The organism is Chitinophaga agrisoli, from assembly GCF_008386695.1.
Lineage (GTDB): Bacteria > Bacteroidota > Bacteroidia > Chitinophagales > Chitinophagaceae > Chitinophaga > Chitinophaga agrisoli.
This window is the reverse complement of the sequence record NZ_VUOC01000002.1, coordinates 326,476-340,139: the sequence shown is the minus strand read 5'-3', so window position 1 is coordinate 340,139 and position 13,664 is coordinate 326,476. Positions and strand designations below refer to the sequence as shown.

Annotated in this window: 8 protein-coding genes; 4 read left to right on the top strand and 4 right to left on the bottom strand. The window is 50.7% G+C overall.

Annotation, left to right across the window (positions count from 1 at the left end; genetic code table 11):
- Positions 1 to 7: 7 nt before the first annotated feature.
- The 4 genes from F0L74_RS08815 to F0L74_RS08800 all read right to left on the bottom strand — a co-directional run bounded on the left by F0L74_RS08815 (position 8) and on the right by F0L74_RS08800 (position 7,319).
- The gene (locus F0L74_RS08815; RefSeq protein WP_149837497.1) at positions 8 to 1,018 is read right to left on the bottom strand and encodes a GntR family transcriptional regulator; all 1,011 of its coding nucleotides are present in this window, start codon (positions 1,016 to 1,018) and stop codon (positions 8 to 10) included.
- Positions 1,019 to 1,030: 12 nt separating this feature from the next.
- Entirely contained in the window at positions 1,031 to 2,467 is a 1,437-nt protein-coding gene (locus tag F0L74_RS08810; protein ID WP_149837496.1) for a hypothetical protein, read from the bottom strand.
- Positions 2,468 to 2,534: 67 nt separating this feature from the next.
- Entirely contained in the window at positions 2,535 to 4,193 is a 1,659-nt protein-coding gene (locus F0L74_RS08805; RefSeq protein WP_149837495.1) for a RagB/SusD family nutrient uptake outer membrane protein, read from the bottom strand.
- An 18-nt stretch (positions 4,194 to 4,211) separates the two neighbouring features.
- Positions 4,212 to 7,319 carry a SusC/RagA family TonB-linked outer membrane protein gene (locus tag F0L74_RS08800; RefSeq protein ID WP_188315923.1) on the bottom strand — a complete coding sequence of 1,036 codons (3,108 nt, stop codon included), beginning with the start codon at positions 7,317 to 7,319 and terminating at the stop codon, positions 4,212 to 4,214.
- A 772-nt stretch (positions 7,320 to 8,091) separates the two neighbouring features.
- Between F0L74_RS08800 and F0L74_RS08795 the strand changes: the two genes are divergently transcribed.
- The 4 genes from F0L74_RS08795 to F0L74_RS08780 all read left to right on the top strand — a co-directional run bounded on the left by F0L74_RS08795 (position 8,092) and on the right by F0L74_RS08780 (position 13,664).
- Complete coding sequence (locus F0L74_RS08795; protein WP_188315922.1) at positions 8,092 to 9,678, top strand: family 43 glycosylhydrolase; 1,587 nt, start codon at positions 8,092 to 8,094, stop codon at positions 9,676 to 9,678.
- A gap of 110 nt (positions 9,679 to 9,788) precedes the next feature.
- Positions 9,789 to 12,170, top strand: coding sequence for a TonB-dependent receptor (locus F0L74_RS08790; protein ID WP_246197664.1), 2,382 nt, complete (start codon positions 9,789 to 9,791; stop codon positions 12,168 to 12,170).
- A 135-nt stretch (positions 12,171 to 12,305) separates the two neighbouring features.
- Positions 12,306 to 12,866, top strand: coding sequence for a TetR/AcrR family transcriptional regulator (locus F0L74_RS08785; protein ID WP_149837491.1), 561 nt, complete (start codon positions 12,306 to 12,308; stop codon positions 12,864 to 12,866).
- A gap of 168 nt (positions 12,867 to 13,034) precedes the next feature.
- Positions 13,035 to 13,664, top strand: a complete 630-nt coding sequence (locus F0L74_RS08780) for a pyridoxamine 5'-phosphate oxidase family protein (RefSeq protein WP_149837490.1) — start codon at positions 13,035 to 13,037, stop codon at positions 13,662 to 13,664.

Here is a 13,664-nt window from a genome sequence, read left to right as displayed (position 1 = left end):
GCGTCTTTTATAGTGTCTTTCGTTTGGCCAGCACCGTGGGTATCACTTGCTGGATCTTTTCCCGGGTTATGACCGCCTGACCGGCTGTTTTGCCCATCAGCGCAAAATCGGTGGAGTAGGTGGTGATGCCTACAAACTCCTTGGCCGGTTCATCGTTATGGGACAGGAGGCCCACATCTTTACCCGGCTGTAATTTCTTCCGCTCGCATTCCTTCAGTATCTCCCACATGGCAAAGTTGTCCAGCGTAAAATACACCTTGCCTTTTTCCACCATACCAGCGGTAAACTCAGGGATGATCCGGCCTTTCATCTTAAAGTCCTTCAGGAATTTTTTAAAGGCCTTCACGATCTCCCTGGGGTCCAGTGATTGGTCAGAATGCAGGAAGATCATTTCATCAAATTGTTTAATGGCCTTGGCCAGCTGTTTGAAGGCGTTGTACGAGGCCTGTTCAAACTCCTGGGTAATATAGTTGAACTCGCCCTCCAGCGGCTCATAGCGGTCAAACATCAGGAATTTATTACGGGGAATGGCTTCCAGCAGCTCCCTGGTCTTAGGGTGGGGGATGGGCGCCACCACATACATGCCATACTTGCCCTTGATCTGTTGCAGGATGGTCTCAAAGATCTCGATATTGCCGTGGTGGAAGAAGATGTTCAGGTCTACCCCTTTACCCAGCTGCTGCCGGAAATTGCGGTAAAACTGCTCTTCAAACGTATCCAGGTTATACATCAGCAGGGCCACCTTCATGATCTGCTCTGTATTGCCATTAGCCACAAAATAACCCAGCCGGTAATTGGATTCTATGATGCCCCTGCTTACCAGCTCCTTGTATCCCTTCACGATCGTTTCCCGCGAAAACTTCAGCTCCCGGATCATAGTATTAACGGAGGGCAGCGCATCATCCCTCTTCAGCACGTCTTCATTAATGGCATTGATGATCCCCTGCACCAGGCGGTCATGCTTGGAGTAGGCGGATACTTCTTCGAGCTCCTTTATCTTTTCAAATACGTTTTCCATCAGGTTATAATTTTAATCCACCAACGCGGTCATCACCATGCCTGGTTGCAGCGGTACGTCTGCAAAGGAGATAAATTTACCGCGTTTATCCCGTTCCTGCAATGTTTTCAGCTTTCTGCCGCCGGCTTTGATATAGGCGTGCTGTCCGGTAAATTTCACCCGCCATACAATAGGCTTGCTGCCATGATGTTCCAGGGTAGCGCCGTTTTTATATTCGCATACCGTGATATGGCCGGCCAGCAGGGGAATGTTGGCTGCCGTTAGCGTATCCGCTGCAGGCCCGTTAAATAAGGTGCTTACCCGTTGGTGCTGCGCGTCTGCGTCTATGCCCATCAGCCCCTGTATAACCCCTTCCACTACGCCAAAAGATACTTCGGGGTACTCCCGGCGTTCCGTACCGGTATCCGCCAGGTGCAGGATATAACGCAGGGCCTGGTCATAATAGCCATAACGGCTAAGCACCACCGGAAAATAGGATTGGTTCTCTACATTCCAGTCATTGGATACCAGGTGCTCTACGGTATGGCGGGCACGGGTGCTGTCCTGCAGGGCATCGAACCAGAGAAGGAACGTTTCTCCTTCCCCTTTGCCAAAAGCGCCGTCGCGGGTAATATGGGTGTTGTAACGTTCTGCGCTGGCATCCCACCATGTATCTTCTATATGGCGGCGGTATTGTTCCGCTTTATGCCGGTAGGTTGCCGCCTCTTTTGCCTGCCCGTTGGCGGCTAGTATGCTGGCATAGGTTTCCAGGCCGCGGTACAACGCAGCTACCAGGTCCACGCCCATTTTTAGGTGCGGTACGCCCTCAGAATAAGAGGGCAGCCCCCGGCAACGATGAAAAGCGTCCTGCTCATTAAAAGGCTGCGGGGCATTGGGATAGGCCGGCCGCGCTAGCAGGGAGTCTGCCTGCAGTACCCAGGTATGGATGTACTCCTGCACGCTTTTATCATGGAAGCGGCGGAATACAGGATCGTTGATATAGCTTTTATCCCCCGTCCACAGGTACATACGCCAGCAGGCATTCAGTATATCAAAATTGGCGTTCAGGTTGTACCAGAACTCCTTGTCATTGCGGTAGTCCTCCGGCGCAGGTACGCCGTGTTTATTCATCTCCCAGTAAGAGCACCAGTCCTTCTCAGCAGAAATGTTTTTGGCAAACAAGGTCAGCATGTTTTTGTTAGCCGCCGCCAACCCCAGTATCTCCCCGCCAATGCATTGATGGGACACATCGCGCATACAGAAAGCAGATCTTGGCGGCAAAGCGGATTCATACCACGGACCAACGGGATCGCCCGGGCGTCCCTGGTAGGATAAGGCCGTTTGCTGCGCCCAGTTAAAAGCTGCTTCCAGCGCTTTGTTGGAGGAATGAAAAACCACCGGCCCATGTTGGGCATATAACCTAAATGAAAGCTGTATAAAAACAAGTAACAACAGGGATCTGATCATCATGAAAAAATTGCTGTTATCAATATAACAGGGCCGGATGTATGTGCTGCCATCCGGCCCTGTTCCGCTGTTAATTATAGTCCGGGTTCTGTGTAATATTCGGGTTCTTCTGGATCTCCGTGCGTGGAATGGGATAGAAATAGAAGCCGGGCGTCCAGGTCCTTTCCTCTACCGTTGTCTGTTGGTAGGTGAAGCTGCCATTCGCCTGTTTGGTGATGATCACCCCTTTGGCGTCTTCGGATCCCACTTCAGCAATACCCCATCGCCGGATGTCAAAATAACGGTGCCCTTCAAAACAAAGCTCTATCCTGCGCTCATGCCGGATCCTATCCATCAGTGCTGCATCTGCCGCTGTTACGGCCGGCAGACCGGCCTTCTGCTGCCGCAGCATATCCAGGTAGCTGCGGGCCTCTCCGTATTCGCCCAGTGCGGCGCAGGCTTCTGCATAGTTAAGGTAGATTTCTGATAAACGGAATACCACCCATTGTGATGTGGCAAATTCCTGTTTCTTCCAGTCTGTATTTTCATCCACCATCTTCCGCACACAATAACGTGTTTTAGAAGCGTTCCAGGGGGAGAATGGGCTTTGTGGCGAGTCGTCGCCCCCTTCATAGAATTGTGTAAGCCGGCCCTTGAACAGCTGGTTATTGGCTAGCACATCGGCATAAAAACGGGGCTCGCGGTTGGTATAGGGGTTTTGCGCCTGGGCGGGATTGTTCCAGCTGAATGCGCTGCCGTCTGCCATCTCAAACTCATCTACCATTTGTTGTATCACATTGTACGCGCTGTACCCGTCATACCCGTTGGGGCTAAGATCGCGGCTTACGGTATTGTACCGGTCTGCCTTTACCAGGCCGCTGAATACCCGGCCAAAGATCACTTCCGGGTTAAAGAGATCAAGGAAGGTCTTGTTATAGGTGCCGTTTGCGGCATTGCCATACAGGCTGTACATCTTACCGTTATAATCGATCACCGCTTTGGCGGCGTCCCTGGCATCCCGCCATAATTGCTGGTCATTGCTTTTATTAAAGTATGGACTGGCAGCATACAACAGCAAACGGGATTTAAGGGCCAGTGCGGCGCCTGCGGTAGCCCGGCCTTTATCTGCATCATTGGCCTGGTTGGCTGGCAGCAACTGTACTGCCTGACCAATATCCGCCAGTATAAAATCTTTGGTCTCCTGCCAGGTAGCCCGTTTTTCGTCAAACGTATTATCAGTTACATCATACACTTTGGTGATCAGCACCACGCCCCCAAAACGTTTCAATAGCTCAAAATAACTCATGGCGCGTAAAAAGTATACTTCCCCTTTCATACGGCGGATCAGGTCCCCGTTGCCGCTGGAGTCCACTTTATCAATATTGGCAAAAAAAGTATTGCAGTAACGCACAGCAGTATACAGGCTGTTCCAGTTATTCAGGGAGCCATCTGTCTGGTTGTCCGGCGTTGCTTCGCCTCGCACATATATATTCTCATTGGTCCAGTTAAAATTACCATACAGCTCATCCGTTTGTGCGGCCCAGCCAAATCCGGCATCCTTATAAGCCAGCACGGCCCGGTCATAGATACCGTTCACAAAGACCTCCGTCAACTTGGGATCGCTCCATACATCGTTTTCAGAATAAGCATTCTGCGGTTTCAGGTCCAGCGTATCCTTACAGGCCCCAAACAACAGGCTGGCCGCCAGTATACAAACAGCTGCATATAATTGAGTGAAATGTTTTTTCATACTGATGATTTGTTACCGTTAGAAACTAAGGTTTGCGCCAATGTTGATTATCCGCTGCTGCGGATAATAATAGCCGTTATCAACAGGTATTTCCGGATCGTAAGAAGGCCCAAACTTATCAATGGAGAACAGGTTGCTGCCATTCACATACACCCTGGCGCCCTGGATCTTCGCTTTGCTCAGCAGGGAAGAGGGGAAATTGTAACCGATCTCCACGTTCTTCAATCGCACAAAAGCGGCATTGCGTAACCAGAAATCAGAAGGCAAAGTATTTACGCCAAAGGTCCTGCCGGTAGGTCCGTTAAAATTCCGCGGGTATTTGTTATCGCCTTCTTTTTGCCAGCGGCCATCAAAGAACTCCTCCGCCATATTCAGCCCCGCAGGCGCCAGGTAAGATCTGGCCCTGGCCTGTCCCTGGAAGAAGATGGTAAGGTCAATATTCCGCCAGCTGCCGCTCAAGGAAGTGCCAAATATGATCTCCGGCGTCCTCACCAGCGGCATCCGCACCATATCCAGGCCGTTGATCTGTTTGTCGCCGTTTACATCCTTATAACGGATATCGCCGGGCGCCGTGTTAGCCGGGTGCGGGCTGTTATCTATCTCATGCTGGTTCTGGTAAATGCCTTCAGACTGGTAAAGGAACCATCCATCAACGGGCAGGTTTGTTTTCTGCTGATAGGCGGGAATGTCCGGCGCTTCATCCATAAAGATCACTTTATTGTGCGCATAGGTCATATTACCACGGATCGAATAAGAAAAATCCTTGCCCGCGCGGTTATTATAAGACGCTTCTACTTCAATGCCCCTGTTCAGCACACGCCCCAGGTTCTCCGCAGGCAGTATAAGACCGGTATAACCGGGCACTGACTCGCCGCGCGTGATAAGGATCCCGCTGCGCATAGAGCGGAAATAATCCAGGCTAAGCCCTATCTTGCCGCCCAGCAGCTGGGACTCTACCGCTATATCTGTAGTATTGGCTATTTCCCAGGTAATATTCCTGTTGGGTGTTGGCCCCAGGGTAAGGGAGCTTACCTGCGATGCGCCGGAGCCAAGCGAGTAACCAAATCCTTCGCCAAACAGGTAGGTCTGAATATAGTTAAAGGCAGATACGGCGTCATTACCTGTACGGCCCCACGAAGCCCGCAATTTCAGATCAGATACAAAAGAAGAGCGGAAGAAGGGTTCTTCAGAGATGCGCCAGGCGGCAGAGATCCCGGGAAAGAAACCATACCGTTTGCCTTCCGGGAAATTCTGAGAACCGTCATAGCGCATATTATAATCCAGCAGGTACTTATTCCGGAAATTATAGGAGATACGGCTAATGAAATTGATACGCCCGGCCTGCGCGGCTATAGAACCGTTCTGCTGCCCCGTAAGGCTGCCCGCAAACAGTTGGTCCAGCGAGTTGCTCAGGAAATTGGAGCGGTACGCCGTCAGCGTATCTGCTGATCCCTGGAAGCGCTCAAAGGCTACAAAGGCCTCCACTCCATGATCCCGGAACTTCCTGTTATAGTTCAGGCGCAGGTTCATCAATTTCTGCGAAAGATTGCCCCGCAGCTCTGCCAGGTTAGGCGTGATGGATGAAACGATCCGGGTATAGTCCTTTGTGGTGGGATCATAGCGGTACACCGGCGGCGGCGTTTGTACAAATGCCTTGGTCCGGTTCAGCGTAAGGTCATAGGCATAATAACCATCCAGCGACAGGCCATCCGTGATCCTGGAAAGGTTCCAGCTAAAAGAGGCCTTTGTTTGCAGGTAATCGTTAATGAAACGCTGATACCCTGCATCGCCGCTGGTAATATAGACCATGCTGTTATCCGGGCCGCCGCCTATGCCCGGACCTACCAAACCATTGGGATATGTAGCCACCAGGTAAGGATAGGCCAGCCACAGCTCCCGGAATATACCGCCGGCATCATAACCAGGTTTGGCGGCATTACGGTACTCATTGCGGTACAGCACATCTACGCCCACCTTAAAATTGTTGGTCACCTGCACATCCACATTCGCCCTGGCCTGCGCCTGTTTGTAATAGGCGGCATCTTCTTTGTAAATACCGTCCTGGTGCTGGTATTGCCCGGAGAGAAAATACTTCACTTTTTCTGAGCCGCCGCTCAATGATACAACATGGTTCTGCTGCATAGCCCAGGTTTTCATAATAGCATCCCACCAGTTGGTATTGGGATGCCCCAGCGGATCAGTACCATCTTTGAACAACTGGATATCCGCATCGGGCCAGGTCTTTTGCTGTCCCAGCAACGCATCATATTCATTGGTAGCCACCGCATACTCATAAGAATTCAGCATCTTAGGCACACGTGTAGGCTGCGTAAAACCCCAGTTAGTACTGAAGCTAAGCACCGGCGTACCGGACTGCCCGCGTTTGGTGGTCACCAGTATCACACCGTTAGCGGAGCGTGCGCCATAGATGGCCGCAGTCGCGTCTTTAATAACAGAGATGGATTCAATATCTGCGGGGTTTAACCGTGCAAATCCGCCAGACCTGTCCGGCACGCCATCTATCACTATCAGCGCGCCACTGGCGCCCAGCGTAGCCTTACCGCGTACAAAGATCTCCGCATTATCATTACCCGGTTCGCCGCTACGGGTATTAGCGATCAGGCCCGGCACCTGTCCGGCCAGTGAATTACTGATATTAACAGCCGGCGATTTCTGCAACTCCTTACCAGTCACCGCAGATACAGCGCCAGTAAGATTAGCGCGCCTTTTAGTCCCGTAACCGATCACCACCACTTCTGTCAATGCCTTGTTCTCATTCTGTAAAGTAACATCCGCGCTTTGTTTGTCTCCTACCGGCACTTCAACCGCCGTAAAGCCAGTAGCAGAGATCACCAGCACGGCGCCATTACCAGACACCCGGATGCTATAATGGCCATCATTATCAGAAATAGCCCCGGTCTTACTATTCTTTTCCATAACAGTAGCGCCGGGAATGGCTTCTCCCACATCATTCCGCACCTTACCACTAACAGTGCGGGTCTGCTCCTGCGCAAAAGAAATAACATAACTACATAATAAAAAGCATAGGAAAATAAGCGTGTTAAACAAGGGCCCCGCACTGAAGGTACAGGCAACAGGATACCCTTTATACTTTGATCTTTTCATAACAGAATTTGTTTGATGATGGAAGTATTGGCCGTACGGCTTATCGCATTTCATTGGTGTTCCCATATGTCCTCCCGGCCTATCAGCATTGCCAGGCAGGATTCAAAACGATCTTGACTGCCGCGGATTCATATCGCATTTCATTGGTGTTCCCATATGTCCTCCCCGGCCTATCAGCATTGCCAGGCAGGATTCAAAACGGCCCTTGGCTGGCGCGGGTTCATACTGGCAACACTTTATACGAACACCCCGCGGCAGACGCAGGCCGCTTTTGAACCTGCCAGGCGCGGCATAGATAAGGAACCATCTCGCCATGGAGTAATTTGAATGCGTACTGCTAACGAATGGTATCACGTCCCCCTTTTCATAACATTGATTTTGGCGGTGAATAAATTACCTGGTGGAATCTCTTATGACATATCACATGTTCTGGTCTGGTCTGTTCTGGTTTTACAAAGATAGGGAGCATTTTAATATTTCAAAATTTTTGTTTCAGCACGTCAGATGATCGGGAACAGTTGCGTAAAAAAATATAGGGCAAGAATCGCCCGCTTATCCATTACGTTATGAATAGTTGTTCCCTGATCCGTATACAGCCTTTTTCGGGAGAAATAAAACAGATCCGTGACCGGAGCATACAGTTTTGCGCCACAATACATATATTGTTGGAATAATGGCCAGGAGATCCGAACTGTTTCCCTGTGATCAGGCTACATTAGACGCCTATCAGGGACGCCTGAAGCAGAACCCGGTTATTAGCAAAACATTAACTATGAGAATGCGCATCGTACACAGCTGGCTTATTTTATTATTGCTCGCGGCCATACCATCGGCCGCACAAACCAATACTGCTGCCGCCGCGGTTAACCAGGGAGGCAAGGGCGCTTCACCGGCTGTGCCGCCGGCCTATAGCAACCCCGTTATCCCCGGCGATTTTCCGGATCCTTCTGTTATAAAAGTGGGCGATACCTATTATGCCACCGGTACCTCTTCAGAATGGGCGCCACACTACCCGCTGTTTACCTCAAAAGACCTGGTGCACTGGAAACAGCTGGGCTATATCTTTTCAAAGAAGCCGGAATGGACCACCGCCTCGTTTTGGGCGCCGGAGCTGTATTACTACAAAGACAAGTTCTATGTATACTACACGGCCAGGAACCAGCAAAAAGTATCCTATATAGGGGTAGCTGTGACGGATGATCCGGCTAAAGGTTTCACCGATAAAGGGCCCTTGATAACCATGGGAACAGAAGATATAGACGCTTTTGTTTTTAAGGACGATGACGGTTTATACATTACCTGGAAAGCCTACGGGCTGGATAAGCGGCCTATCGAGCTGCTGGGTTCCCGTTTGTCTGCCGATGGGCTGTCTTTACAGGGCGAACCTTTTTCCCTGCTGAAGGATACCGCCCGTAAAGGCATGGAGGGACAAAGCATTGTGAAACGGAACGGCTATTATTACCTGCTCTATTCCGCAGGCGGCTGCTGTGGCGTACCCTGCGATTATAACGTACGGGTGGCCAGGTCAAAGTCCCTGAAAGGCCCTTATGAATTAAACCCCGCCAATCCCATCCTGCACGGCAATACCAGCTGGATGTGCACCGGCCATGGCACGCCCGTGAAGGTGGATGATAAGCGCTGGTTTTACCTGTACCATGCTTACAATGTAAAAGACAACGTATATACCGGCCGCCAGGGCATGCTGGACGAGTTGTTCTGGGACAAAACCAGTGGCTGGCCTTATTTTAAACACGATAATAGCCCTTCGGCAGGCGATGCTGCCACACCGGAATGGCGGGATGATTTTGAGCGTGCAACACTTTCATTTAACTGGCAATGGAATTTCCGTGCCTATACGCCGGATGCAAAGCTGAATGGCGGTAAACTATACCTTTCCGGCAACGCCATAAAACCCAATACAAGCGGCACGGCATTGTGTTTAAGACCGTTAAGGGCCAGCTATGAAATAAGTACGGAGGTGGCAAATATCAATGCGGCGCTCAAAGGATTGGTGATATATGGGGATGATAAGGCCACCGCAGGCATTGGCGTTAAAGATAAGCAGGTGCTGCTATGGAAAGAGACAGATGGCAAACGGGAAGAGCTGCCAGGCATTACCTTATCTGATGCTGCGCCAGTGCAACTGAAGATAAAGGTGGTAGACGGCTGGCAGCTGCAATGTTCTTACCGTACGGGCAACGGCGCCTGGCAGCAGCTGCCGCAGGCAGGTAGCGACGCCAATTTCCTGGATGGGCGCTTTTTGAAACAGTGGGATAGGAGCCCCCGGCCAGGATTGTTGCAGCAAGGCGGGGCCAATGAGGCGGCCTGTTTCTCCTGGTTTAGCATAAAGTATGAATAAGCGCGATGATCCGATCGGGAAAAAGAAAAGCCATTTTCCCGCCGCTTTTTTTCCCGATCGGAGCGGGCTAATCAGACCGGGTGTCTTTCCTTTGCAGGAAATTTGAGCCAGTGAACTATTGCTACACCTTATGCTTACTCTTATTAGCGCACCTTACTGTATTTGCACAAACCGGGGCCATTAAAGGCAGGATCAGCTCTGCCGATGGACAACCAGCCCCCTATGTTACCATTGGTATAAAGGATACCCGTAAAGGCGCCATCACCGGCGAAGACGGGCTTTTTGTGCTGAAAAATATCAAACCTGGCAACTATGTGCTGGTGATCTCCCATACCGGCACTAAAACCTTGTATGAAACAGTTGTGGTGAACAGCAACCAGGCCACAGAAGTGACATTTGCGCTGGAAGCCACCTCCAGCCAGCTGAATGAAATTGTAATCAATGGCAGCAAAAGCGGCACGGTCAATAAAAAGCCGCTCAGTATCGGTAAGCTGCCGGTACCAGCCATAGACCTGCCGCAGGGAGTGGCTATCATCGGCCACGAAGTGCTGGAAGAACAGCAGGTACAGCGTATGAGCGATGTGGTAAAGAATGTGAACGGCGTGTACATGGCCTCTTCCAGGGCAGGCACCCAGGAGTCGTTCAATGCCAGGGGCTATGGTTTTTCCAGCACCAATATGTTTAAAAATGGCGCCCGTGTAAACTCAGGCGTAATGCCGGAAATGAGCTCCCTGGAAAAAGTGGAGATACTCAAAGGCAGCGCGGCCATCCTGTATGGTAACGTAGCCCCGGGCGCAGTGATGAATATGGTCACTAAACAGCCAAAATTCAATTTTGGCGGCGAAGTGAATGTACGCGCCGGCAGCTATGGGCTGTTTAAACCTGCTTTTGACGTATATGGCCCCCTTACTTCAAAAATAGCCTACCGCGTGAACGGTACCTTCGAAACGGCGGATAGCTACCGTGACCAGGTGCATTCCAAACGCTATTACGTAAATCCTTCCCTGGTATTCAAATTAAGCGACCGCACAGAGCTGCTGGTACAGGGCGATTACCTGAAACATGACTTTACGCCGGACTTCGGCATCGGCTCCCTGGATAACACCAAAATAGCGGACCTGCCCCGTAACAGCTTCTTTGGCACGCCCTGGCAGTATGCGCATACCCGGCAAACATCCGCCGGCGCTACCATTAAACACCAGTTAAATGGCAATTGGTCATTAAGCGGTACCTTCTCTTACCAGAATTATAACCGTGACTATTATGCTGTTGAGAGGATCCAGGCGGATGCAACCGGTAAATGGGGACGCCCCTTGAACAGGGCCTATAATAACGAGGATTACTACCTGGCGCAGGCAGACCTGACCGGTAAATTCAAGACCGGTGGCCTGGAGCATAATGTACTGGCCGGCGTGGATGGCGACAGATACTATACCGCGGCCTATTCCTACAACCAGCCAACCGCATATGACACCATTAACATCCTGCAGCCCGGCTTATATACGCCCCGTACTGATATGCCGGAGGCCAGCAGGATCAGGAGCGTAACCACTCCGGTAAACCGTTTTGGCGCTTATGTGCAGGACCTGGTGCGTATTTCGCCCAAGCTTAATTTCCTGGCCGGCGTACGCTTCTCCTATCTGCAGAACGAAGCGCCCAGGACCCTGGATTATAAAACCAACGTGAGCACCCTGGCCGCCGCCAAATACGATCATGCTTTTTCGCCCCGCGTAGGCCTGGTGTATAAACCCATTGAGACCATGGCGGTATTTGCCAGTTATGCGAACTCCTTTACGCCAAACAATGGCCTGGACGTAGACAGCAATGCGCTGAAACCGTCTGTTATTGATCAGTACGAAGTAGGCGTAAAAAATGATTTCCTGGGCGGCCGCCTTTCCGTGAATGTAACCGCTTACCGTATCAAAAACAACAACTACTCGCAGACCGCTCCTTTCCAGAAGGATGGGGTGACGCCAAATAACAATACCAATCTGAAGGCGCTCATCGGCGAAACCCTGAGCCGCGGCGTGGAAGTGGATATTGCCGGCCATCCCGTGGCCGGACTGGACGTTGTTGCCGGTTACAGCTATAATAACATTACCATAGAAAATACTACCGGCACAACCGGTGGCTCCATAGCCGGCGAACGGTTGGTTGGCAATCCTAACCATACTGCTAATGCCAGCGTATTCTATACTTTTCAGCAATACAAGATCAAAGGACTGAAGCTGGGCGTGGGCTATTATTATATAGGCCAGCGCTTTTCCGGTTGGAACAATACGATCGGGCAGTCACAGAAGTACAACCGCCTTATCTCCGTGCCCGGGTTCTCTACACTGGATATCAGCGCCGGGTATTCGGTTGGGCGCTTTGGATTGATCGCCAAGGTATCCAACGTTACCAATACTTATAACTACTACGTACACGAGAACTACAGCATTAATCCTATACCGCCTGCCCAGTTCACGGGAACGGTATCCTATAAGTTTTAAGGGAATGATCCTTCAATAAAAAGGCGGTCGCAGGTTTCTTGTGGCCGCCTTTTTTAGTACGCAACACGGGGAGCATTCCAGGATGCGCACCAGATTGAAACGATATTTTTACCTTTACCGAACAATCGGTAAATTATGCGTGCACAAAAAATTGAATCAGGGGACCTGGATCAGAAGCTGTTTGAGCTTTTTAGCCAGCTGGGATACGACGGCGCGTCCATGGAGCTGCTGGCAAAGGCCACAGGGCTTAAAAAAGCCAGCCTGTACCACCGTTTCCCCCTTGGCAAAAAACAAATGGCCCTGCGCATGCTGGAGATAGTCGCCGCCTGGATCCGGCAGCATATCATTGCCGTGGCAAAGGATAAAGATGTAAAGCCGGAAATACGCCTGAAAAAGACAGTAGCTGCTATTAATAAGCTTTATAACGGAGGCGCTAATAATTGCCTGCTAAGAACACTCTCCGTTGGCACAGATGCGGAAGATTTTAAAGGCAGTATAAGCAACTGCTTCCACCTGGTGACCGAAGGTTTTACAATTATTGCACGCGACCTGGGCGCCTCGCCGGAAAAGGCCCGGCAAAAGGCGAAACAGGTGAACCTGTTGATCCAGGGCTCATTGGTAGTGGCCGGCGCCACCGGGGAAACGGGTTATTTTAAGCAATCGCTGTCTAAGATCCCATCCTTATTAGCCGCATGAACCAGCCCGCCATGGCTACTAATATCCCATCCCCCTCACTGTTCCTCATGGCACTAATCAACGCTTTTATGGTACTAACCACCTGAAAATAGGTTTTTATGTTCTAATTTTACCGATCGTTCGGTATATTTGTAGTAGCAAACGATCCGGTCGTTTAAAATATTGGTTATGAATTACCCACAACTGGCGTTTACAGACGCTATCAAACAACAGCAGGAGGAATGGGGCAGCCGCACGGCCTATGCCCGCATGGAGAACTTCAGATATGTGGATGGGTTAACAGATGCTGAAATTGAATTTATCCGGGAACGCGACAGCTTTTATATGGCCTCCTTCGGAGAAAATGAATATCCTTATATCCAGCACCGGGGAGGGCCCAAAGGTTTTATTAAGGTAATTGACAGGGACACCATCGGTATCGTGGACTTTTCCGGGAACCGTCAGTATATATCCGTTGGCAATATCACTGAAAACCCGAACGTCTCGCTGATCCTGGTATCTTACCCACTCGGGGCCAGGTTAAAGATCTATGCCAAAGCCAGCATTGTAGCGTTGGGAGAGGATGATCAGTTGTACGAATACCTGAAACCCGCTGATTACAGGTTTAAACCGGAACGGATGATGATCTTTAAGATCCAGGCGTACGACTGGAATTGCCAGCAGCATATTATGCCACGGTACAGCGAATCTGAAGTTCGGGAGCTATTTACCCGGCAACAGCAATATATCAGTAAGTTAGAGCAGAAAATAAGGGAGCTGGAGCTAAAACCGCCATCCGGTGAGCAGGAGAAGCCGTAG